Source organism: Frateuria terrea, from assembly GCF_900115705.1.
GTDB lineage: Bacteria > Pseudomonadota > Gammaproteobacteria > Xanthomonadales > Rhodanobacteraceae > Frateuria_A > Frateuria_A terrea.
The window spans coordinates 54,126-74,710 of the sequence record NZ_FOXL01000007.1; the positions used below are offsets into that span (position 1 = coordinate 54,126).

At 65.8% G+C, this 20,585-nt stretch carries 23 protein-coding genes and 1 tRNA gene; 11 read left to right on the forward strand and 13 right to left on the reverse strand.

Annotated elements, in window-relative coordinates; genetic code table 11:
- Positions 1 to 39: 39 nt before the first annotated feature.
- Positions 40 to 1,428, forward strand: a complete 1,389-nt coding sequence (locus BMZ38_RS13285; RefSeq protein ID WP_091338538.1) for a dihydrolipoamide acetyltransferase family protein — start codon at positions 40 to 42, stop codon at positions 1,426 to 1,428.
- A gap of 130 nt (positions 1,429 to 1,558) precedes the next feature.
- A complete protein-coding gene (locus BMZ38_RS13290; protein ID WP_091338541.1) occupies positions 1,559 to 1,942 on the forward strand; it encodes a VOC family protein in 384 nt (127 codons plus the stop codon).
- A 44-nt stretch (positions 1,943 to 1,986) separates the two neighbouring features.
- On the opposite strand, the gene BMZ38_RS13295 is transcribed toward BMZ38_RS13290, so the two are convergent.
- From BMZ38_RS13295 to rocF, 4 genes are all read right to left on the reverse strand, one after another.
- Positions 1,987 to 2,622, reverse strand: a complete 636-nt coding sequence (locus BMZ38_RS13295) for a DUF6348 family protein (protein ID WP_091338543.1) — start codon at positions 2,620 to 2,622, stop codon at positions 1,987 to 1,989.
- Positions 2,623 to 2,625: 3 nt separating this feature from the next.
- Positions 2,626 to 2,955, reverse strand: coding sequence for a hypothetical protein (locus BMZ38_RS13300; protein ID WP_091338546.1), 330 nt, complete (start codon positions 2,953 to 2,955; stop codon positions 2,626 to 2,628).
- A 12-nt stretch (positions 2,956 to 2,967) separates the two neighbouring features.
- A complete protein-coding gene (locus BMZ38_RS13305; RefSeq protein ID WP_091338548.1) occupies positions 2,968 to 4,326 on the reverse strand; it encodes a tryptophan--tRNA ligase in 1,359 nt (452 codons plus the stop codon).
- Positions 4,327 to 4,452: 126 nt separating this feature from the next.
- A complete protein-coding gene (gene rocF / locus BMZ38_RS13310) occupies positions 4,453 to 5,367 on the reverse strand; it encodes an arginase (protein WP_091338551.1) in 915 nt (304 codons plus the stop codon).
- A gap of 242 nt (positions 5,368 to 5,609) precedes the next feature.
- Between rocF and BMZ38_RS13315 the strand changes: the two genes are divergently transcribed.
- The 4 genes from BMZ38_RS13315 to BMZ38_RS13325 all read left to right on the forward strand — a co-directional run bounded on the left by BMZ38_RS13315 (position 5,610) and on the right by BMZ38_RS13325 (position 9,770).
- Entirely contained in the window at positions 5,610 to 7,043 is a 1,434-nt protein-coding gene (locus tag BMZ38_RS13315; protein WP_091338554.1) for a site-specific integrase, read from the forward strand.
- A gap of 320 nt (positions 7,044 to 7,363) precedes the next feature.
- Positions 7,364 to 7,603 carry a helix-turn-helix transcriptional regulator gene (locus BMZ38_RS18210; protein ID WP_091338557.1) on the forward strand — a complete coding sequence of 80 codons (240 nt, stop codon included), beginning with the start codon at positions 7,364 to 7,366 and terminating at the stop codon, positions 7,601 to 7,603.
- Positions 7,600 to 8,175, forward strand: a complete 576-nt coding sequence (locus BMZ38_RS17620) for a hypothetical protein (RefSeq protein WP_139202433.1) — start codon at positions 7,600 to 7,602, stop codon at positions 8,173 to 8,175. Before BMZ38_RS18210 ends, BMZ38_RS17620 begins: the two co-directional genes overlap by 4 nt.
- Positions 8,172 to 9,770 carry an AAA family ATPase gene (locus tag BMZ38_RS13325; protein ID WP_175483745.1) on the forward strand — a complete coding sequence of 533 codons (1,599 nt, stop codon included), beginning with the start codon at positions 8,172 to 8,174 and terminating at the stop codon, positions 9,768 to 9,770. Before BMZ38_RS17620 ends, BMZ38_RS13325 begins: the two co-directional genes overlap by 4 nt.
- Positions 9,771 to 10,007: 237 nt before the next feature.
- Here BMZ38_RS13325 and BMZ38_RS13330 read toward each other — a convergent pair whose 3' ends face one another.
- Both BMZ38_RS13330 and BMZ38_RS13335 read right to left on the reverse strand, forming a co-directional pair.
- Positions 10,008 to 10,184, reverse strand: a complete 177-nt coding sequence (locus tag BMZ38_RS13330; RefSeq protein ID WP_091338958.1) for a helix-turn-helix domain-containing protein — start codon at positions 10,182 to 10,184, stop codon at positions 10,008 to 10,010.
- 8 nt (positions 10,185 to 10,192) lie between these two features.
- Positions 10,193 to 10,372 (reverse strand): hypothetical protein, encoded by a 180-nt coding sequence (locus tag BMZ38_RS13335; protein WP_091338564.1) that lies wholly within the window; start codon positions 10,370 to 10,372, stop codon positions 10,193 to 10,195.
- A gap of 355 nt (positions 10,373 to 10,727) precedes the next feature.
- Between BMZ38_RS13335 and BMZ38_RS13340 the strand changes: the two genes are divergently transcribed.
- The 4 genes from BMZ38_RS13340 to BMZ38_RS13355 all read left to right on the forward strand — a co-directional run bounded on the left by BMZ38_RS13340 (position 10,728) and on the right by BMZ38_RS13355 (position 15,221).
- A complete protein-coding gene (locus tag BMZ38_RS13340; protein WP_091338566.1) occupies positions 10,728 to 11,366 on the forward strand; it encodes a hypothetical protein in 639 nt (212 codons plus the stop codon).
- A 127-nt stretch (positions 11,367 to 11,493) separates the two neighbouring features.
- On the forward strand, positions 11,494 to 11,955 hold the full coding sequence (locus BMZ38_RS13345) for a hypothetical protein (protein WP_091338569.1): 462 nt from the start codon (positions 11,494 to 11,496) through the stop codon (positions 11,953 to 11,955).
- Between the two features lie 6 nt (positions 11,956 to 11,961).
- Positions 11,962 to 12,468 carry a terminase small subunit gene (locus BMZ38_RS13350; RefSeq protein ID WP_091338572.1) on the forward strand — a complete coding sequence of 169 codons (507 nt, stop codon included), beginning with the start codon at positions 11,962 to 11,964 and terminating at the stop codon, positions 12,466 to 12,468.
- Between the two features lie 182 nt (positions 12,469 to 12,650).
- On the forward strand, positions 12,651 to 15,221 hold the full coding sequence (locus BMZ38_RS13355) for a hypothetical protein (RefSeq protein WP_091338576.1): 2,571 nt from the start codon (positions 12,651 to 12,653) through the stop codon (positions 15,219 to 15,221).
- 2 nt (positions 15,222 to 15,223) lie between these two features.
- On the opposite strand, the gene BMZ38_RS13360 is transcribed toward BMZ38_RS13355, so the two are convergent.
- Entirely contained in the window at positions 15,224 to 15,511 is a 288-nt protein-coding gene (locus tag BMZ38_RS13360; protein ID WP_091338580.1) for a hypothetical protein, read from the reverse strand.
- A 544-nt stretch (positions 15,512 to 16,055) separates the two neighbouring features.
- Here BMZ38_RS13360 and BMZ38_RS13365 point away from each other — a divergent pair.
- Positions 16,056 to 17,039 carry an SOS response-associated peptidase family protein gene (locus BMZ38_RS13365; protein WP_091338584.1) on the forward strand — a complete coding sequence of 328 codons (984 nt, stop codon included), beginning with the start codon at positions 16,056 to 16,058 and terminating at the stop codon, positions 17,037 to 17,039.
- 189 nt (positions 17,040 to 17,228) lie between these two features.
- On the opposite strand, the gene BMZ38_RS13370 is transcribed toward BMZ38_RS13365, so the two are convergent.
- The 6 genes from BMZ38_RS13370 to BMZ38_RS13395 all read right to left on the reverse strand — a co-directional run bounded on the left by BMZ38_RS13370 (position 17,229) and on the right by BMZ38_RS13395 (position 20,565).
- The gene (locus tag BMZ38_RS13370; RefSeq protein ID WP_091338587.1) at positions 17,229 to 17,453 is read right to left on the reverse strand and encodes a hypothetical protein; all 225 of its coding nucleotides are present in this window, start codon (positions 17,451 to 17,453) and stop codon (positions 17,229 to 17,231) included.
- A 511-nt stretch (positions 17,454 to 17,964) separates the two neighbouring features.
- Positions 17,965 to 18,273 (reverse strand): DUF3761 domain-containing protein, encoded by a 309-nt coding sequence (locus tag BMZ38_RS18145; protein ID WP_091338590.1) that lies wholly within the window; start codon positions 18,271 to 18,273, stop codon positions 17,965 to 17,967.
- Between the two features lie 136 nt (positions 18,274 to 18,409).
- Positions 18,410 to 18,775 (reverse strand): hypothetical protein, encoded by a 366-nt coding sequence (locus BMZ38_RS13380; RefSeq protein WP_091338592.1) that lies wholly within the window; start codon positions 18,773 to 18,775, stop codon positions 18,410 to 18,412.
- 237 nt (positions 18,776 to 19,012) lie between these two features.
- Positions 19,013 to 19,447 carry a Panacea domain-containing protein gene (locus BMZ38_RS13385; RefSeq protein ID WP_091338596.1) on the reverse strand — a complete coding sequence of 145 codons (435 nt, stop codon included), beginning with the start codon at positions 19,445 to 19,447 and terminating at the stop codon, positions 19,013 to 19,015.
- 296 nt (positions 19,448 to 19,743) lie between these two features.
- Positions 19,744 to 19,819: transfer RNA gene (locus tag BMZ38_RS13390), tRNA-Thr, on the reverse strand.
- A gap of 71 nt (positions 19,820 to 19,890) precedes the next feature.
- Positions 19,891 to 20,565: an SPOR domain-containing protein gene (locus tag BMZ38_RS13395; protein ID WP_091338599.1), complete on the reverse strand. Its 675-nt coding sequence runs from the start codon at positions 20,563 to 20,565 to the stop codon at positions 19,891 to 19,893.
- Positions 20,566 to 20,585: the final 20 nt, after the last annotated feature.

A 20,585-nucleotide genomic window follows, 5' to 3' on the forward strand; every position in this document is an offset into this window, starting at 1 on the left:
GTTCCGGTCCCCTATTCCTCAAGTTCCGGATACCACGCCATGGCTGACATCAAGACGTTTCACCTCCCCGACCTCGGCGAAGGCCTGCCCGATGCGACCATCGTCGAATGGCACGTGAAGGTCGGCGACACGATCAAGCTCGACGCCCCGCTGGCCTCGATGGAAACTGCCAAGGCGGTGGTCGAGGTGCCCTCGCCCTACACCGGCAAGGTGACCAAGCTGTACGGCGCCGCCGGCGACGTGATCGAGACCGGCGCGGCGCTGGCCGACTTCGAGCCGGACCCGAACGCCAAGCAGCGCGCCGAGGCCGAGTCGACCGGCCATCACCATGGCCCGAAGAAGAGCGTCGGCAGCCCGGCCCCGGACGACGGCAACAAGGTGGTCGCCTCGGACGAAGGCGGTGAAGTCGAGACCGGCGGCAAGGACCGCGAGGACGAAGGCACCGTGGTCGGCGCGATGATCAGCGGCAACCACGTGCACGTCGAGCAGGTCGCCAGCGTCGGCGGCGTCAAGGCCGTGCCCGCCGTGCGCGCGCTGGCGAAGAAGCTCAAGGTGGACCTGGCCAAGGTGCGCCCGACCGGCGCCGATGGCGTGGTCACCATGAAGGACGTCAAGGACGCCGCCGCCAACGGCAGCGCCCCGATCGGCGGTGCGCCGGCGCGCGCGGTGCCGGCCTCGGCCGGCCGCCACCTGGCGCCGGAACTGCCCGAGCCTGGCCCCGCCCCGCAGCGCGGCCCGGTCTCGCTCGCCGGCAAGCCGGTGCGTACCGCGCCGCCATCACAGCCGGCCACCGGCCAGCCCGAGCAGCTCAAGGGCGTGCGCCGCAACATGGCCCGCGTGATGTCCGACGCCCATGCCCAGGTCGTGCCGACCACGCTGGTCGACGACGCCGACCTGCACGCCTGGATCGGCAAGCAGGACATCACCGCGCGCCTGATCCGCGCCATCGTGGCCGCCTGCAAGGCGGTGCCGGCGCTCAACGCCTGGTTCGACGGCAAGAACCTTACCCGCACGATGCACCGCCACGTGGACATCGGCATTGCGGTGGACACCGAGGACGGCCTGTTCGTGCCGGCCCTGCGCAATGCCGACGTGCTCGACGGCGCCGGCATCCGCGCCGGCATCCAGCGCCTGCGCACACAGGTCGAGGATCGCTCGATCCCGCCGTCGGAACTGTCCGGCTACACCATCAGCCTGTCGAACTTCGGCATGTTCGCCGGCCGCTATGCCACCCCGGTGGTCGTGCCGCCGTGCGTGGCGATCGTCGGCGCCGGCAAGCTCAGCCACGATGTCGTGGCGGTGATGGGAGGCATCGAAGTGCACCGCCGCATGCCGATCAGCCTGACCTTCGACCACCGCGCTGCCACCGGCGGCGAAGCGGCGCGCTTCCTCAAGGCGCTGCTGGACGACCTGGCCTCGCCGCAGTAAGGCCGGCTGCGAGGTCGATGGCGATCCGCCGACCTCGCCGGGGCATAAAAACGGAGCGCCCAGGCGCTCCGTTTTTCTTTTCACGCCACCGGGCGCACGCTTGGCTCCTGCCACGACCGCGGAGCGTCCCATGCACCACAGCCGCCTGAGCACCATCGTGCTCGACTGCCAGCTCGACGACCTGCAACCGGCGATCCGGTTCTGGAGCGCCGCGCTCGGCAAACCGGTCGAGGACGCCGACCAGGATGGCGACGGCCGTTACGCCGCGCTTGCAACAGCCGAGGACGAGCCGCTGATCCTGCTGCAGAAAGTGGCCCACGAAAGCCGTGTCCACCTGGACATCGAAACCGACGACCTGGATGCGGAAGTCGCGCGTCTGCAGGACCTGGGCGCCCGCGCCATCGCCTTCGTCAAGGAGCGGTGGTGGGTGATGCAGGCGCCGACCGGCCATCGCTTCTGCGTGGTACAGAGGCAGCGTGAACGCTTCGGTCCGCACCTCAACAGCTGGGACTAGGCGCTGGCGGTTTGCGCGGGTGGTTACGGAAGTCGCAGTAGCGGTCAGTAGTCGCGCATGTCCAGCACGATCAGGCTGCGCACGCTGTACGCCTGCCCGCCTTCCGGCCAGGCGAGCCCGGCCAGTGCGCGGTCGCCGGCGGGCCAAGGCTGGTTGTCGAGCAACAGCTCGCTGGCCAGCGAGCCGTCGACCTCCCGGCGCAGGAACAGCCGGATCCAGTGCATGCGGGGCGAGAGCGATTCGTTCTTCAGCGCCTCGGCCACGGCCGGCAGGGCCGCCGGCGGCACGTTGACGTCGGCGCCCTCCACCACGAAGCGCCCGATGAACGCATCCCACTGGCGCAGCCCGATCTCCCACTGCGCCAGGTCAAGCCGGCGGTCGTCGGTGACGTACCAGCAGGCAGCAAGCAGTACGGGCAGGTCGCCGCGGGCGAAGCGATCGAGCGCATCCCGGCAGGGGTCGGCCCCGCTGCCGGCATAGCTCAGTTCGAGCTGACGCTCCTCATCCAGCACGACGTCGACATCCAGCCGGCCAGGCCCGCCAGCGGTACCGTCCTGCCAGCTGGCGCGGACGGCGGGAAAGTCGCCGTCGGTCAGCAGCCAGTCCTCGTCCGGCTCGAGTTCCACCTCGTGGCGCTCGAACAGGCGCAACAGCCGGGTTTGCAGATCAGTCGGGGACATGGTTCACCTGAGCCTGGGGCGCCAGACAGCCTGGCGCAGCAGCAACGCCGCCAGCAGCACGGCGACGCAGGCGCCATAGCCCAGCAGCACCGGCAGCACCTGTTGCCAGATCGCGCCGCTGGAGCGGCCGAACTGGTCGATCGCCGGCGGCGGGGCGGCGTCGAAACCGCGCATGGCGCACCCGGCCGCGGAGACCACCGCCAGCAGCAGCGCCAGCCAGTCGAACAGCCGCCGTGCGGCCGTGCGCGGCAGGCTCTTCGGATAGCTGAAGTACGCCCAGCCCAGGATCAGCAGCCAGGGAGCGAGCAACAGCAGCGCGAGATAGCGAAGCATCGGCGTGCCCTCTCAGATCGCCGCCAGTTGGTCGAGCGCTCTGCGCAGGCGGTCCAGCACCTGGTCGCGCGCCTGCTCGTCGGCGTACTCCGGTGTGCTGCCGACGGCTTCGCCGTCCAGCTCCAGCAGCAGGCTGGCGGGCTTGATCTGCACCACGGCGGCGGTCGCGCCCAGTTGCTTGAGGCGCTTCTGCGCCACGCCGGCGGCCTTTGGATCATCGAAGGCGCGCGACAGCAGCAGCTCCTCACCATCGGCCGCGAACAGGCGAAAGCGGAAGCGGCCCTCGTCGTCGCGGAAGCTGGCCAGGCGCGGCGCCTTGTCCGCACGCTGCTTGCCGCCCTCGGCCATGCCGGGCACGACCGCATGGCTGCCCAGGCCCACCGCGTCACGCAGTCGCGCCAGCTTCGGCGTGGCGATCGCGCGAGCCTTGTGCGCGCCCTCGCGCAGGATCTCTTCGATGTGCGCGGGCTGGGCGATCAGCGCCTCGTAGCGCTCGCGCATCGGCGCGATCTGGCCGTCCAGCAGGTCGAACAGCGCCTGCTTGGCTTCGCCCCAGGACAGCCCGGACTCGAGCGCGCGACGGAACGCAGCGGTCTCGTCATCGCTGGCAAAGGCGCGAAAGAGCGTGAACAGCGAGGCGTTGTCGGGATCCTTCGGCTCGCCCGGCAGCCGCGAGTCGGTGACGATACGCATCACCGCCTCGCGCAGCGCCCTGGCGCCGCCGGCGAACAGCGGGATGGTGTTGTCGTAGCTCTTGGACATCTTGCGACCGTCCAGGCCGGGCAAGGTCGCCACCTGCTCCTCGATCTGCACCTCCGGCAGCACGAAGAAATCCTGGCCGTAGATGTGGTTGAAGCGCTGGGCGATGTCGCGTGCCATCTCCAGGTGCTGGATCTGGTCGCGACCGACCGGCACCTTGTGCGCGTCGAAGGCCAGGATGTCGGCGGCCATCAGCACCGGGTACATGTACAGGCCCGCGGTGACGCCGGCGTCCGGGTCCTCGCCGGTTTCCACGTTGCGGTCGACCGCCGCCTTGTAGGCATGCGCACGGTTGAGCAGGCCTTTGGCGGTGACGCAGGTGAGCAGCCAGGTGAGTTCGGGAATCTCGGGGATGTCCGACTGGCGGTAGAAGGTGACCCGTTCGGGATCCAGCCCGCAGGCCAGCCAGCTGGCGGCGATCTCCAGCCGCGAGCGCGCGATGCGCGCAGGGTCTTCGCTCTTGATCAGCGCGTGGTAGTCGGCCATGAAGAAGAACGCGTCGACGTCCTCGCGCCGGCTCGCGGCGATCGCCGGGCGGATCGCGCCGGCGTAGTTGCCCAAATGCGGGGTACCGGTCGTGGTGATGCCGGTGAGGACGCGGGTTCGGTTCATGGCTGGGATTCGAGAGGAAGAAGGACGCCACCGGTGGCGCAGGCCGCCAGCCGGTCGATGATAGGCGTTCGGGAAGCGCGCGGGTATGCGCGCTTCTGCCGCAGTCCGGCGCGGCCGATCAGCGGATCAGCGGATCAGCGTGGATTTGCCGAACAGCGACTCGACCAGGTCCACCGCCAGCTCGGCGGTCTGGTTGTGCACGTCGTAGGCCGGGTTGAGCTCGACGATGTCCAGCGAGGCGAGCCGGCCGGTGTCGGCGATCATCTCCATGCACAGCTGCGCCTCGCGGTAGGTCGGGCCACCGCGCACGGTGGTGCCCACGCCCGGGGCGTCGGGCGGGTCGAGGAAATCGACGTCGAAGCTCACGTGCAGGTGGGTGTCCTCGTCGATGTCGGCCAGTACCTCCTCCATGGCGCGCTTCATGCCGACCTCGTCGATGTGGCGCATGTCCACGATCTTCATGCCGGCCTCGCGCACCAGCTTCTTCTCGCCCTCGTCGACCGAACGGATGCCGACCTGGCGGAACACCTGCGGCGAGGTGGACGGCCGGTGGCTGCCGATGCCGGTGAGCACGTCCGGGCCGTTGCCGCACAGGCAGGCCACCGGCATGCCGTGGATGTTGCCCGAGGGCGTCGCATTGGCCGTATTGAAGTCGGCATGCGCGTCCAGCCACAGCACGCGCAGCTTCTTGCCGGTGTCGCGGCAGTGGTCGGCCACCGCCGAGATCGAGCCGATCGCCAGGCAGTGGTCGCCGCCGAGCATCACTGGTATGCGGCCGGCCTGCAGCTCCTGGCGCACAGCGGTGTGCACGGCCATGTTCCAGGCCGCCACTTCGTCGAGATGGCGGTAGCCGTTCTCCGGCGGCAGCCAGGGATTGAGCGGACCCTGCAGGTTGCCGCGGTCGATCACCTTCAGGCCGCGCGCCGAGAGCCTTTCGCCCAGCCCCGCGACGCGCAGTGCCTCGGGTCCCATCGAAGCGCCGCGGTGGCCTGCGCCGATGTCGGTGGGTGCGCCGATCAAGCTGACTGTCTGCTGGGTCATGGGGCCTCGTCCGGTGGGTGCCTCCGCGCGCTCGCGTGGCTGGTGCCGGCAGCAGGAGTCGAACCCGCGACCTACTGATTACAAACGCGTTGTTCGTGTTTGCTGCCGACCCAAATTGTTGTCTTCTGCGTGTCGCTAGTCCGCTACTCGCCTCGCTTTAGGCGCTTCACGTAGTAACATCAGGCAACAAGGGAAATCCTGCTGAGACACCCCTTTTTGTTGCCTAGCGTTGACTGGACGCCATGCCGAAGACCCGAGATCGTAGCAGCCTGACCCAAAAGTTTCTCGACGCCATCAAGCCGACCGACAAGCAAGTCGACTACGCGGACGGGCTCGTCCGCGGCTTAGCGATGCGAGTGTCGCCAGGCGGCGCCATGACCTGGGTGCTCATCAAACGCATCCCGGGCCAAGGCGTCCGGCGCATCAGGCTCGGCCACTACGTGCGCCAGAGTGACGGCGCTTCAACTTCAGACACGGGACCTCGTGACCAGTTCCCGAGTGGCCTGCGCGCGCTGAGCTTGAAGCAGGCGCGGGACGAAGCAACGCGGACGCTCGCACTCATCAACGAGGGCCGCAACCCGGTAGAGGAACGCGAGCGAGCCAAACACCTGCGCGCGGTCGACAGCGAGCGCGGCACACTCAAGGACTTGCTGCAGGACTACATAGCGTGGCGCAAGGAGGGATCCGAGAAGCGCGCGCCGGCCGGTGATCGGCAGCTCGGTGAATGGCGAAGGATCGCCGCCAAGCTCGAGGAACAGGCGCCCGCCCTGCTTTCGATGAAGGCTCGGGACGTGGAGCCGGCGCACGTCGTGGCCCTACTGCGCCCGATCTTTCACGAGGGCACGGCCAGGCCCAAGACTGGCCGCGGCAGCAAGGGTCGGCAGAGCGAGAACGGTGCCCAGGGCAGCGCGGACAAGGTGCAATCCTTCCTGCGCGCGGCGTTCGCCTACGGGATGCAGTCGGAGAATTCGGTCGCGCGCGCCACCACCCGCACATACGCGATCCGGTCCAACCCGGTGGTCAGCATCCCGCGCGAAGCGAAGTCGACACCGGGAACGCGCGCCCTATCGCCGGCGGAGCTGCGGCACTTCTGGGAAACCATCGACAAGGCCCCGCGCGTGGGCCCTGTTATGGCCGACCTGCTGCGCTTCACGATCGCCAGCGGTGGCCAGCGCACCCACCAGCTTGCGCGCGAGCCGTGGACCTCTTACGACGTGGACAAACGGCGGGTATCGCTGGTCGACCGAAAGGGCCGCGGCGGTCAGCCTCGCGTGCACCTGGTGCCGATGTCGGATCGGATGGTCGATATCCTGGAACGCGTGCGCCGCTTGAGCGGTTCGCGCATCTGGCCGTGGTCAACCACCGAGCAGGGACCGATCGACATCGCCTCGCCGGCCAGTGCTGTGCGTAACTGGCTGGAGTCCGAACACGGAACCCTCGACGGAAAGAAGATCGTGCCATTCACCCCGCGCGACCTACGCCGCACCTGCGCGCAGATGATGCAGGCGGCCGGCGTGCCCGATGAGCAAGCCGACCGGCTGCAGAGCCACGGCGTTGCCGGCGTCACCGGCACGCACTACCGGAACAACCCGGAGCTGTATTTGCCGGAGAAGCGCCAGGCGCTGGAAGCGTTCGACGCAGAGCTGGGGCGCGTGCTTGTCGAAAAAATCAAATGAACCGACCGCCCGGCCGCTCCCACGCAGCACCCACAATTTCCCGGCCAAGCCCACTGACGCGCGCTCAAGTCACTGACATTACAGTGTTTTCTGTTGTACATCGGTGGAGCACGGCGTAAAATTCGAGTCGAAGGGGGCTGGGGCCGTAACACCCGCGGAGCGAATCGGCGCTCCTTAAAAGGACACGTCCCGCAACGGGGCTAAGGGCTTTCACCCTGTCCAGCCGAAACAGAGCAGTTGCGTCATGGCCGCGACGACCATGGGGACACGTCGTCCCGTCATACGACTTAACGGCGTCCTATTAACTTCAGGACACCAATATGACCGCATGCACCGAAGCAACCGTAGGCACCCCGGCGCACGATCGCATCGTGAGCTTTCCCGAGCTTAAGAAAGACTGGGGGATCCGATTTAGCCGAGTCCATCTCGCCCGTCTAGAAAAGGCCGGCCGCTTCCCGCGCCGCCTATGCCTTGGGCATGGCACTGTGGGCTGGCTCACGAGCGAGCTAGCGCAATACCTGGCCAGCCATGCGGCAGCGCGCAGCGAGGTGGCCGTATGAGCAACGCAAACAGCCCCGTCACCGATGAAGCTCTAGCCCAGCTCATCGCGCTAGCCAATGACGCCATGCGCGCGCCCATCCCTGGCGTTTCACTCCGCATGTTCTCGCCGAACGACCTGGACGCGGAGCCGGACGAACGCGCACCGCTTCCGCCCGGCGTGCGCCGCATCGCGTTGGCGATCGACAAACCCGAGGTGTACCGAGGGCCGGAAAGTCCCGGTACCGTGCGCCTCGTGTTCTTCCTCTACGTCGCCGGGCACGGGCCCACCGTACAGCTCGACTCGGAGGCGCTGCTGCGCTGGGCCGCCCAGGTGGAGGCCGCAGCCTCGCCGGCGCACGACGCCGCCAGCGATCTCGCCAACCCGGCGACGGTTCGCACCTTGGCCAAGGATCGCGTGGACGCGCGCGAGGTGTCCCAAGCGCTCGCGGGCGCGAGCCGCGCCATCAATTCAGTCGCGGACGAGGTCCGCGCCGCCGTTGCCGACCCCGCCACATGGCTGCCGATCAGTCCGGCCGATGCGGTAATCGCAACAGTCTCCGTTCATCGCATCTCGCAGGAGGGTCGCGCGTGACGATCGAAACTTCCCCTTTGCTCGACAACACGCTCGCCCTCGTCGCTAAAGGCTTCCACGCCGGCAACAACCGCGACCTGCGCGCCACCACCCAAGACCCGGACGTGATCCGTCAGTGGGCGGAAGCTGGCACGCTCGCGGGCGTGAGTACCGCCAAGTACCGCGACGATGAACGCCTGGCGGTTGTCGCGGTTCGAACCGCGCCCCTCTGGCTGGAGGGCGGCCAGGTCGTCCCCTCCAGCGAGGACGAGTTCCGAGAGTTCAAGGCGGACGGCCTCTTTCCGCGGACTCTCGAGGTGATCGACGGGGAACAACGCTTCCTCATCTACCGATCGGCCAAGGTCATCAGGCAAGCCCGGCTTGGCGAGGGCATTTTCATTTGGGCGCGCGGCCTGATCGAGCCGCAGTTCATCGCCAGCGCGCAAGAAATCGCGGAGGCGCCGGAGTGGATGCTAGAAGACGCCCAAGACCCGAAGCCGGAGCGGCAGGTCGTCTATCGGCCCATGAGTGTGGCCGACCTGGTGGCCGCGCCGCCGCCGGCCTGGTTGGTCCGCGACCTTCTGCCGGCGGAAGGCTTGTGCGTCCTCTATGGCGAGCCCGGAAGCGGCAAGAGCTTCCTTGTCCTGGACCTGCTGGCGTCCGTCGCCAGGGGCGAACCGTGGGCCGGCCAGCGCGTGCGCCAGGGGCCGGCCGTGTATGTCGGCCTAGAGGCGCAGATCAACGCGCGCGTCGCCGCCTACCTGCAGCACCACGGCCTACGGCCGGCCGACCTGGCCGGCCTGCATGTGATCCAACGCCAGGCCATGAGCCTGACCCAGCCGGCCACCGCCAAGCAGTTCATTGCCGACCTGCACATGCACGGCATCGAGCCGCGCGTCGTGGTGATCGACACCCTTGCGCGCGCCCTGCCCGGCAAGGACGAAAACAGCGCCACCGATATGAGCGCGGCCATCGCTTGCGCCGGGATGATCTCCCAAGCGTTCGACTGCCTCTGCATCCTGGTCCATCACTCTGGCAAAGATGCCAGCCGCGGCGCGCGCGGTCATTCGTCCCTTCTGGGTGCAGCCGATGCCGAGCTGGCTGTCACCTACGACAAGGTGACCGGCGCGCGTGAAGTGCGCGCCACCAAGATGAAGGACGGCGCCGACGGCGTGGCCTGGCAATTCCGGCTTGCGCCGGTCGACCTGGGGCCGCGGCAGGCGTTCGACCCGGGCGCAGACCCCGGTGAGCGCCATTCCTCGCTAGTCGTGGATGGCGTGGTCAGGGTCGAAGGCGCCGCCGGCCGCAGCACGCGGCGCGAGATGACGCCGGCGCGTCAACTCGTCTACCAAGCGCTCGTGCAATCGATGCAGCCCACCGGGGCAGATTTCGACGCGCCGCAGGAGTGCAGCCACGACGATTGGGCGCGCGCTTACGACGAGTTGAACCCGCTGCGCGAGGATCTAGAAGGCCAGGAGCTGACCACCGCCCGGAAGTCCCGAGGCACGACGTTCCGCCGAGGCGTCGACTGGCTGCTCACCCAACGGATCGTCGCCAAGGTACGCGGACGGCCGGTCTATCGGCTGGTCAGTAGCGGCGACAACGGCGACAAGTAGCAGTTGTCGCCGCTGCACCTTAAAAAGGCCTGCGGCGACAATGCGGCGACAATGCGGCGACAACGGACTGGACAGATTGAATCGGCCGGAAGCGTTGCGCCGCAACGGTTTCAAGCAATGCGGCGACACGGCGACATGCGGCGACAACTAGCTTTGTCGTCCAGCCATGTTGGCGACAGCGACAGCTACAACCCTATAGGGTGTAGCTGTTGTCGCCATGGTCGACCCGGGGAGGTGTTACTTCCGGGTTTCGATCGTCTGATCCCGCTCCCACTGCTCAAGCTGGTCGAGTGGATACAGCACCCTTCTGCCGAATTTGCGGAAGGGTGGTCCGACACGCTTATGACGCCAATTGGCCAGCGTCTTCGCCGGGATCCGCAGGCGTTCCGCCGCTTCCTCCGGCGTGAGGTTCATCGTTCGCACTATGCGGCGGCCTGCAGCTGTGCCGAAGCTCGCACCCGGTCGATGTACCCCTGGAGGTCGTCGACGTATTCGGGCGCCGGCAGCGTGCGCACAGCCGCAAACATGCGTTCGCAGGTGTGGGTGTCCGCCGATTCGAAGACCAGCGCGAGGCCGGCGGCGATGGTGACTTGGATTTGCATGGTTGTTCCCCCTTTTTAGCGGCCTCTCGTGACCGCAGGAGCAACTTACATACAAGATTGATGCGATTGCAATATGTTGTTTTTTATCACCATGCGGTGCCATTTCCGCACCAGCGAAGCCAGCTACCGTCGCCTACCCCTCACGTGCGCGCGCCCGCGCGATCTCCGCCCCTGGCCACCAACCTCGAAATGACAACCTACTGCTTCCCAGAGGGTAGGCACAGCCGTTATCCATCAGGGACAAGGACCGCCATTTGCCTTATACTACAGTCACTTAGCAACTAAAGCCTACCCATCAAAAGGCAACGCTAGGAAACTTCAGGCAACACCCAGCCACTTTTCACCGGGAAACGCCATGCTCAATCTCCTGTCCAAGCTCCGCCCGGCACTTTCCGGCGATGGCGCCCCGGCCCAGATCGCCGCGCTGAACGCGCAACGCGAGGCCGCCCGGGCCAAGGTCAACGAGGCGCACGACGCCTTCGAAGCAGCTGTGCAACGTGCCGTCGCCGGTCAAGCGTCGTGGGATGACGTGGCGACCGCGAAGGCCGCACTACTCGATGCGCGCGCAAACCGCCGGCTCCTGACAAAGGCTGCCGACTTGGCGGAGAGCCACCAGACACAGGCGCAAAAGGCCGCCGCCGTGGACGCCGCATGGGCGGCCACGATCAAAGCCTGCCGCGAGCGTGAAGTGATCGCCGTGCGGCTCCAGAGCCGCCTGGAAAAGGCCGCGAAAGACTACGCGCTGCTTGTGGCAGCGAACGCCACGGTTCACCACTCCTTACCGCCCGGCTTTCCCGCGCGCGACACGGAAGATTTCAGCGTCGCCGGCGACCTGGCTCCTAACCTGGTGCGCGTCGAGTACAGCCGCCACGGCCTGCCCGGCGGTCCCCTCCTCATGGGCGTCGAACCTCAACTCCTGGCCGAGCGGTACAAGGTCGCCACGCAGTGCGCGGAACGCGCGCGCGCCGCGGCGCAGGAGGTCGACGTTGGCTAACTTCCCTGGTTCCGTGCCGGCTGGCGCCGCCAGCTCCGCACCAGCAGCACCAGCAGCAGCACCCACGGCTGCCCCATCCATCAGCCAGCTGTTATCGGCCACTGACGCGCCCGCAGAGTCCAAGCCCGTGCTCTCCCAGGGCGTGGTCGACGCAAACGACGCGGCGCAGGGCGACGAGGGCACGACCGCGCCCCCTGCCCTGGACGCCAACCCCTACAAGACCGCCGCCGCCCTGGAGACTCACCTGGCCGGCGCGGGCGTGGATCCGTTCCTGGCGAAGTTCTACGGCAGCCGTGTGCAGCAGGCCTTGCAGCGCCCGGCCCCTACCGCGGACCAGCTGGCCACGGGCCATGCCGAGGCCGAGACGGCGCTGGCCAATGAGTATGGCGAGGACGCCGAGCACATCGGCCACCTGGCACGCGAGGAAATGCAGCGTATGTCCCGCGACTTCCCCGACCTCCCCAAGCTCCTGGAGCGCACTGGCCTGGGCAATGACCTGCAGGTCATCAAGGCGCTGGCCTCTCGTGCCTATGAGCGCTTGCTGGACCAGAAGCGCGCCGAGTTCGGCCTGCCGGCCAAGGAGCATTGAGCGGCAATGCCTCGTCAGCTGAGCCAGAAACAGCGGTTGTTCATTGCCGAACTGCAGAAGGGCGCCAACGGCGCCGATGCGGCTAAAGCGGCCGGTTACTCGCCCCACGCGGCGAAGTTCCAAGCCTACCGCCTGATGCAAAACGAGCTTGTGCGCGCCGAGTTGGACAAGGTTCGTCAGAACCTGGCCGCCGCCACCGAATACAACGGCGAACGTTGTATGGCTGAGTTGGACAGCGCGATCGCGTTCGCCAAGGAACACAAGCAGGCAAACGCCGTGGTGAAAGCTGTGGAATTGCGCGCCCGCCTGGCTGGCTTGCTGCGAGACAAACTCGATGTGACCGTCGAGCAACGCGTCGACATCAATGACGCCCTCGAGGCTGCCCGAGCGCGCGCCGCGCTGCGACTCCCTTGCGACCCAGCCGCCACGATTGAGGGCGAGTTTCAGCAACTGCCTGGCGTTGCGGGCCGCGGCTCAGTTGATTGTGAATCAACTCGCCTTTTCAGCGACTGATGTGTGGCCGCCTGAAAAATCCCGGCAATGGGGCCCCCTTTTCCGCGACCGGGGGGTGCCAGGAGGGGGTGGGGGTCGGATCGTGCCACGCATGCTCCATCTAGGGCCAGCTAAAGAACGCGCTCTCAATTTTTTTTATGGGCGGGCTTTCGTGGGCCGCTTCTCGAACACGGAGACTGACCATGCTTGCCCAATGCATTGAAGCCGTAACCACGGCCGCCGGCCGCCCCCTCTCGAAAGCTGAGCTGGACGGAGTCGAGGAAAGGCTCGTTTCTTCCATGACCGAGATCGCACGCAAGGATCCGGCGGCCTGGCGTGCAATGGCGAAGGATCAACGGTACATCGCTGGCGCCAAGCTGGCCCGCGAGCGGTATAAGGCCGATGTCGCGGCCGCGCAGGCGCGAACGATCCGCGACATGCAGACGCGCACGGCGCAATTGCGGAAGCTCGATTCCTTCGCGCCTGGTCTGAAAGGCCGATTGGCTGCGCTGCGTCAACGCCTGACCATGCGAAATACCTATGCCGGCGACATCTCGCTGGAGCAGAAAATCAAAGCCGTCCACCACGACTTCACCCGCGAATTGGACGGCGGTGCGGTCAAAGGCCGGTTTTGGAGCCTAGTCCAAAACCCGGCCGAACAACGAAACCTCATGCTGGCGATCTTCGGCAAGGACACCGGACACCCGGAGCTCAACACGCTGGGCAAGCACGTACGCGAAGTGATCGAACGCGCGCGCATCACGGCCAACGACGCCGGTATCTCAATTCACAACCTGGACGACTACATGCCACGCGCCTGGGCGTGGGAACGCATCGGCGCCGATCGCGCGCGGTTCGTGAAGCGCGCCCTGGAGGAAATCAACCCGAGCGACTACGTCAATCGCGATGGTTCGCAGATGGCGCCGGATCAGTTGCGCCGATTCGTCGAGGCAGCCGCGGAAACCCTGGGCACGAACGGTGCTAACAAGCGCGGCGAGCAAATGTCCGTCGGTTACGGTGGCACCGTTGGCGCTTCCCGTAACGCGCCCCGGCAGCTGAAGTTCCGGGATGCGGAAGCCGAGATTCGCATGGCCGAAGAGTTCGGCGCGAGCGACAACGTCCTATCCCTGCTGGACAGCCATTTCCACGGCCTCGCGCGCGACATCGCGACGGTGCGCGAGTACGGACGTGATGCTGACCGGTTCGTGCGCCAACTGGTCGACCGCGCGTTTGCCGCCGACGTTGGGGCGGGCCTGGATGAAGGCCAGATCAAGCAGCTTGAATCCATCCGCCGGCAGACGCTGAAGGAGTACGACGCCCTGCGGAGCCCAGGCTCACCGGGCACGTTGCCGCTTTGGGCACAGGTGTCGAACACCATTCGCGGCATCGTGGGATCCACCCTCCTAGGCGGCTCCACTTTGGCTGCCATCCCGGATGCCGCCATGGCCATGGCCTACGGTCGCGAGATCGGGCTCGCGCGTCGGACCATCCTAGGAAACATGGCCGAGGGCGTGAAGCCGTCAGCCGAGAACCTGGCGTATATCCGCCGCCTTGGGATCACTGCGCAGACGCTGCAGGAGGGCACGCATCGCTTCGGCGCCGGCGAGCTGTCCAACCAGTTTGTGCGCTTCCTCAACCATGGCGTGCATGTGCTTTCCCTGCTGCGCATGTGGGACCGTGGCCAGACGCATGGCATCGCGGCCTCACTGATGGACCTGTTCGGGTCGCATGTCAGCACGGGCGATTATTCCGCGCTCGCACCCAAGGATCGCGACTACCTCACCTCGCGCGGGGTGACGGTTGAGCACTACGCCACGTGGCAGCAAGCAGAGCTGGAGGGCGGACCCACGGGCGAGCATTCCATGCTGACGCCTGACGCGATCTACGCCATTCCTGATGCGAAGCTCGAGCCCATTGCTCGCGCGCGCATGGGCGACAAGGCGACCCCCGACCAGATCGCCGAGGACATCCGCCGGCTTCGCTCCGAGGCGGCGCAGCACCTCCTTAGCGTGGTGCTCTCAGAAAGCCAGATTGGCGCCCGTGGCGGCGCCGGCAACACGGTACGGGACAACTTGGCACTACACATCACCCCGGACAACGCCGGCACGATCATGGGCCAGATGGCCCGCTGGCTGTTGTTCCTCAAGCAGACTCCGCTGGGCATCTTCCGCACGCACATGATCGACGTGCCGGGCGGCATGGCCGATTGGAAGTCGGCGTGGGCATACCGCGCGCGGTTCATGGCCGCGAGCGCAAGCCTGGGTGCCCTGGCCCTGACCGCCAAGACGATCGCGCTGGGGCAGGACCCGGAGGACCTTCTGACCCGCAAGGGGTTGGCCAAAGTGGCCATTGCCTCCGGCGGCCTGGGCATGTATGGCGATTTCTTCCTGGGCACCAGCACCGAGCATCGCAACAGCGGGCTAGTGAAGCTGGCCGGCCCCGGCGCCACGTTCCTCGATGACTTGATTCACCTCTACGGCGACACCGAGAACGAGGCGTCTGGCGAGAGCACCACGCGCCCGGGGCAGTACGGCGCCAAGCTGCTGAAGTTCGCGCGCAACTACGCGATGCCGTTTTCGCGGCTTTGGTACGCGAAGGCCGCGTTCAATCACATGGTTTACCAGCAGCAGATGGAGAAGCTCTCGCCCGGCTACAACGCGCGTGTGCGGGCCAGGATGGCGCGCAACCATCAAACGTCCTGGTGGAACGCAGGTGAGCTGTGGCCTTCGCGAGCGCCGAACCTGAGCACGGCTGTGGGCGGCTCTGTGCCGTAGTCCTAGGATTCGCCAGCTTCCGGCAGGTCGAAGGCCGCCCGCAGATACTCGCATGAGATCACCGAGCTTTTCTTGCCAGTAGCATTTGCTGCCTGCTTCGCCAGCGTATGCACGTCCGACGCGGTCGCGCTCATGGTGCACACGTATTCCGCTGTTGGAAGCTGATAGATGCCCTTCTTGCCCCTGATAGTCCTTTTGAAGCCGCGCTGCTCCATTTCATCGTGGAGCGTTTCGTAATATTCCCACTCGTCTGCGTCGTGCAGTTCCACCCGCGTGATGAACATCGGCATGCTGGCTCCCCTGTTCCTGAGCGCGGTATCACGCTCTTAGAAAGTATGCCAGCAGTGCGCACGACTGCGTAGGCCGTCGCCGCCTTGTGACGTCAGGCAATCCCTACCGGTGAGACTCACCCGCCATACCCTCGCTGGCATGGCCCGACGAGTTCACCGCGCAAAGTCCTTCTCCTTCGACCTCCTGGCCGACTGGCGACCGTACGTGGATCCGCCAGCCGATGGCAGCGAGTGGGTCTACTACGGGACGTGCACGCTCAACGGCGTGACCGGTGCCCTTGCTTGGAAACAAGGATGGAACGGCATTGCGGCGGGCGGCCAAGAGGTGCAATTGCTAGGGCAGTGGGAACAGATCGAAGTGCAACACGCGGTGATTTTCAAGCGTGCACCAGGCTGGGAGGGTGCGCCAACGTGGGAAGCGCCACCGCCTTGGCCGGGGTGGGGCTGGAAGGGCTGGAAGAAGTAAGCCACACGTCCCGCGGCAACAGCTCGCAGACGGTGCCAACGCTATGCTCAGCTGGACCCCACCGCTAGGCCCCACCCCATGTGCTATTCGGCTCAGATCTGGGCGGATTTCCGCAAATACGAACGCCTTGGCGGAACGCTTAGCGTTAAAGAGTTCACCAAGCTCGCCGGCTGGACCCGAAAAAAAGGCACGTGGGTAAAAGCCGTTCCCCGTGCGTTGCGCCAAGCCATGACGGATGCAACGAGCGGGCGCCTCCCTATAGATACCGTGGAGGAAGCGCGCGCGGCCGACGCCGAAGCTATCGCCCTGATCGCGGCAGAAATCGGCGCCCAGGAGGCGCGGCTTGCAGAGGCGAACGCCAAGCTCGCGTCGCCCAAGCCCACGAAGGCTGCAGAGAACGCTCGCAGGGTTGCCACCAACAAGATTGCCGCGGGCAAGAAGAAGCTGGAGGAGATGGCCGCGCCCCCACCGACCAATGGCATCGACCGCATGTGGCCTGGACAGTTCGCGCCGGTGATGATTCGCGACCCCAAGACAGGCGAGCGCACGATTGTCCCGATGCGCTACCGATGCCGTTTGCCTGGCTGGACCGAAGCCGACGAAGCGGCGAAGCCTGGAAGCTACAACGCACGCCGCGACAAACTCTCGACCGTGTGGCGCCGGGTCTTCGGATACAACCACGGCATCATGGTCGCCAACCAGTTCTATGAGAGTGTCTATCTGCATGACCTGCAGCAACGCGCGCTGGCTCCTGGCGAGCGGGAGCAAAACGTCGAGCTGATGTTCACCCCGAGGTCCGGCCAAGACCTCTACGTCGCGTGCCTGTGGACGTGCGTCGAAGGCGTGGGCGATGAGCCAGGTTTCTACACGTTCGCGGCGATCACTGACGATCCGCCGCCCGAGGTGGCCGCAGCGGGCCATGATCGGTTTGTCATTCCGATTCGCGAGGGGAACATAGACACTTGGCTCAACCCGGATCCCAACGCCCTATCAGCGCAATTGGCCATTTTGGATGACAGGGAACGTCCGTATTACGAGCACGAGATAGTGCCGAAGGAATAGCGGCCAATTTGGGAGGGCGTGTCGCCGTGGGCGCCAAGCGAAAAGAAAAGGCGCCCGGGGGTGGCCGGGCGCCAGGGGCACTACGTCCAAGGGCTCAGGGGGCTTGGGGCGGGAGCCGTTGGACTCAGAAAGGTTAACGACCGCGTCCCGCTCGCGATGTGACTGACATCACACGTCTTCACATATCCTTCACGAGCTAACCGAGGCGCCCGCGTACTCCGCCAGGGGGAGCGACTTCTCAGGGATCACCAGCTCAACCTTCACTGCGGCACCGGTGCGCTCGTGCTGCTCCTGGCCGGCCTGGCGCGCATGCTTGATTGCTTGGCCGAGCGTCAGGCTTTCAGCCAGGTACGTCGCACCGTGGCGCACGCGCCAGCCGATCGCGCCTTCTTCGACGGGGTACAGGAACCGCATAGGGAACACCCAGGCAACAAGGTAGCCCCGGTCATCGGTTCCACCTGACTTGTGCTGCCGGCTTGCGCCTGGGCGGCCGTCGGCTCGGGCCTGACTCGCGGGGCTCGTCTAGATTGCCGCTGCTGCGGCCGGTGGCCAATCGGTTGTGGCCGCAGCAGCGTGTAGGTGGTTACCTATCCTTCGCGCCGGATGTTTGGGCAATTCGCACCGTTGTACTTCCAGGCGATAACGGTCTGGTTCCGCATGGTGAACGACACCACGCAAGTACCGGGCGGTCCAGCCCACCCTCCCAGAACTGAGCGGTACGTGTAGACCGTGGTATCGCCATCAATGTTCACGATGTCACCGGCAGAGGTTGGGTACCCCCACTTACCAACCAGTTCAGTTTGGGAGGCCCCGAGCCAGGGGTGCATTACCTTCGTCTCGTAGCGCGCGCAGCCGGTGCTCGCCAGAGCCAACGATGCGCACGCAGTCAGGCGTAAAGCTCTCATTCGACCCATGGTTGATCCCCTCAGAGCCAGCGAGCAACGCCGCCATGGTGCGAACACGTGCCCCTGTGGCTCTGACTAAAGCTGTACGAGCCATCACGGCACTGTGCCGATGCGCCTGCGGGCGCGGTCCCGGTGTCCGTGTGTGCAGGGCTATGGATACGAACACCGGCGCTGTTGGTGTAGCTGCCGCTCTCGATCAGGTGCGGTTGCTGTGTCTTTGCGGTCGCCGTGGCGCGGCTGGCAGACGCTGAGGTAACAGACTGGCCGCCGGCGTTGACGGACAACGCGGCGGCGCACAGCAAGGCGGCGAGTGTGAGTCGCTTGAACATCGGATTCCCCTAGAGCGCCGGCAAAGGGCCGGCCGGGCCGTTGTGCGCTGTTCGGGGGTGTGACGCTATCAGGCTTTGCCGCGTTGTCTCGTAGGGTTTCACCTACAGCGAAAGGTGCCGTCGGTTTACGCTCGCACTAGTCGACAGGATAGATCTTGTGATTCCGCTCCCACCAAACAAGGCGGAAATGAGCTTGGACGATATAGCCCCAAGCCCGTTTTTTCTGACCACCAATCCGGAACCGGAAAAGCGTGTCGAACTGTTCTAAACCGCGCTCAAGCCAACGAGCCTGCGCTTCGGCGCATATGTCGCCTACCTCGTGCCCGTGATGCATTTTGTGGCCACTACCCGACGAAGCCGCATAGATCTCCCTCCACGTAAGCTGCGATTGGTTGTCGAGCCCAGGCTTGATGATCTTCGCCCATTCATCGTCTGACCACGCCCTCGGCTCGCTCCACGACCATTCGCCATCCCTGTCCGCATCGGTGATGCACCAGCTCATACGCAAGGCGAGGCGAGACCCCCCGGAGTCAGGGCGGAAGGTGTCCCGAGAGTCCACGGTGTCGCGGGCAGTCGGATCTACCCGAGGGCCTTTCGCACCTTGAGGTAATGCTGCAAGGACAGGTTCGCGGGCAGGCGCTACCTTCGCAATCAGTGCAGCCTTACCCGCTTCGAACTTGGCAACCTTTTCCGCTTTCCGGCGTCTTCGCTCGTCACTCCGTGACATTCGTTTGCGACCTCAAAGCGCCGAGTAATACTCGTGAATTGCCGCTTTGGAAATTAACGCATTGCTATTGGCGCCAGGGGCAAGATTGCCCCTCGCCTGCAACCAAGGTTGTTCTTGGTGGGTGAGATCACTCAGCCACTGAGCTGTTTGTTGACCGTAGAAGCCAATGATTTTGTCGATGTTTACGCGCTGCTCAGGCGACAGAGCACCGGGATCGGCATAACGGAAGTTGCTGGAATCGACCTGAAACTGGCCGCGGTGATGTGCGTACAAAGTCGGAGACACGGGACCGTTTGCCCATGCCTCGAACTCGTCGTTGAACAACGGCTGCTCGTCCCACACCAAAGTCCAGGCTTGGCAGTAATAAGCGAGCTTTTGCAGCTTCATTGCCGACATCGGCCCCAGCCGATCGGTGATGTACCTTGCAACGTCGATAATGGTGGCCATTGCACATCCTCCATGGGTCGCGCCCGATGGCACGAACCTCCCCAATCGCATTCCTTGCTCACCTCGGGAAGATGAGCCGCGCCAAATCTGTCGAGCTTCAAGACGGCACGTGGCAGCGTCAAGCCCATACATTGAGCAGTGTAGTAGCCACAAGCTGACTTATCCACAACGTTGCGCACAGGCTCTGTGGATAACTTTTCGGCTTCTGTGGATAACGGAATCTCGGCCGGTTGCCTGAGAGTTGCCTATTGAAGCAACTAGGCCCGCGGTCGTTGGACGCAGACCTTTGATTCCACTGGTGCCGGCAGCAGGAGTCGAACCCGCGACCTACTGATTACAAATCAGTTGCTCTACCAACTGAGCTATGCCGGCCCTGAGAAGGCTGAGCAGTCTAGCAGGGCACGACGGCGGCGTTGTGGAGGCCCGCCCACCGGGGCCCTCGGCTAGAAGCAGCTCGTGCTGTGCGAGCCCACGCCGGCCGTGCGCACGCGGCCGCGCCAGTCCAAGCGCGCGCCATCGGCCACGACCAGGTCCAGCCAGTATTCGGGCACCTGCTCGGTACGCTCCTGGATCTGCGCGGCGAAGCCGGCCGCGGCGACCTCGTCGCGGCGCTTGCGTGCGTTGGCCGGATCCTTGAACAGACCCAGCGAAATCGCGTTGGATTGGTCGCCCGAGCTCATCACGAAATAGTCGCCCACGTGCGCCGCATCCAGCCGGCGCGCCAGCGCGAGCGCCTGGGCGCGGGTGCCCGGCGCGGGCAGATAGACCCACCAGGCGCCCGTTTCGGTGGCCTGTTCCTGCCGCGAGCGCATGCGCACGCCCGGCCCGGCCAGCGCACCGCGGGCCGTGCGCAGGTCCTGCGGAGTGCCGAATGGTCCGATCGCCAGGCAACGGGTTTCCAGTGCAACGGCCGCACTGGCAGCCTGTGCCGGGGCCGTCGACGCCACCGGCGGCCGGCCGGCCACCGGCGCGGCCGACTGCTCGGACAGCAGATGCAGCATCGGCACGCCCGGATCGGTGACGCTGCGACCATGCGCGTCGTCCTGGCCGAGCATCAACCAGGCGCCTACCGCGATATTGAGCGCGACCAGCAGGACGAACAGCAGGCGCAGGAACATCGGACTCCCCCTTGTAGCCC

Excerpts from the sequence above, each read along its gene's own strand:
- BMZ38_RS18145 (WP_091338590.1), bottom strand. The coding sequence starts at position 18,273 with ATGTTCAAGCGACTCACACTCGCCGCCTTGCTGTGCGCCGCCGCGTTG.
- BMZ38_RS13285 (WP_091338538.1), top strand. The coding sequence starts at position 40 with ATGGCTGACATCAAGACGTTTCACCTCCCCGACCTCGGCGAAGGCCTG.
- BMZ38_RS13340 (WP_091338566.1), top strand. The coding sequence starts at position 10,728 with ATGCTCAATCTCCTGTCCAAGCTCCGCCCGGCACTTTCCGGCGATGGC.
- rocF (WP_091338551.1), bottom strand. The coding sequence starts at position 5,367 with ATGACCCAGCAGACAGTCAGCTTGATCGGCGCACCCACCGACATCGGC.
- BMZ38_RS13290 (WP_091338541.1), top strand. The coding sequence starts at position 1,559 with ATGCACCACAGCCGCCTGAGCACCATCGTGCTCGACTGCCAGCTCGAC.
- BMZ38_RS17620 (WP_139202433.1), top strand. The coding sequence starts at position 7,600 with ATGAGCAACGCAAACAGCCCCGTCACCGATGAAGCTCTAGCCCAGCTC.
- BMZ38_RS18210 (WP_091338557.1), top strand. The coding sequence starts at position 7,364 with ATGACCGCATGCACCGAAGCAACCGTAGGCACCCCGGCGCACGATCGC.
- BMZ38_RS13395 (WP_091338599.1), bottom strand. The coding sequence starts at position 20,565 with ATGTTCCTGCGCCTGCTGTTCGTCCTGCTGGTCGCGCTCAATATCGCG.
- BMZ38_RS13315 (WP_091338554.1), top strand. The coding sequence starts at position 5,610 with ATGCCGAAGACCCGAGATCGTAGCAGCCTGACCCAAAAGTTTCTCGAC.
- BMZ38_RS13335 (WP_091338564.1), bottom strand. The coding sequence starts at position 10,372 with ATGCAAATCCAAGTCACCATCGCCGCCGGCCTCGCGCTGGTCTTCGAA.
- BMZ38_RS13295 (WP_091338543.1), bottom strand. The coding sequence starts at position 2,622 with ATGTCCCCGACTGATCTGCAAACCCGGCTGTTGCGCCTGTTCGAGCGC.
- BMZ38_RS13355 (WP_091338576.1), top strand. The coding sequence starts at position 12,651 with ATGCTTGCCCAATGCATTGAAGCCGTAACCACGGCCGCCGGCCGCCCC.
- BMZ38_RS13385 (WP_091338596.1), bottom strand. The coding sequence starts at position 19,447 with ATGGCCACCATTATCGACGTTGCAAGGTACATCACCGATCGGCTGGGG.
- BMZ38_RS13370 (WP_091338587.1), bottom strand. The coding sequence starts at position 17,453 with ATGCGGTTCCTGTACCCCGTCGAAGAAGGCGCGATCGGCTGGCGCGTG.
- BMZ38_RS13365 (WP_091338584.1), top strand. The coding sequence starts at position 16,056 with ATGTGCTATTCGGCTCAGATCTGGGCGGATTTCCGCAAATACGAACGC.
- BMZ38_RS13350 (WP_091338572.1), top strand. The coding sequence starts at position 11,962 with ATGCCTCGTCAGCTGAGCCAGAAACAGCGGTTGTTCATTGCCGAACTG.
- BMZ38_RS13305 (WP_091338548.1), bottom strand. The coding sequence starts at position 4,326 with ATGAACCGAACCCGCGTCCTCACCGGCATCACCACGACCGGTACCCCG.
- BMZ38_RS13330 (WP_091338958.1), bottom strand. The coding sequence starts at position 10,184 with ATGAACCTCACGCCGGAGGAAGCGGCGGAACGCCTGCGGATCCCGGCG.
- BMZ38_RS13360 (WP_091338580.1), bottom strand. The coding sequence starts at position 15,511 with ATGCCGATGTTCATCACGCGGGTGGAACTGCACGACGCAGACGAGTGG.
- BMZ38_RS13380 (WP_091338592.1), bottom strand. The coding sequence starts at position 18,775 with ATGAGCTGGTGCATCACCGATGCGGACAGGGATGGCGAATGGTCGTGG.
- BMZ38_RS13300 (WP_091338546.1), bottom strand. The coding sequence starts at position 2,955 with ATGCTTCGCTATCTCGCGCTGCTGTTGCTCGCTCCCTGGCTGCTGATC.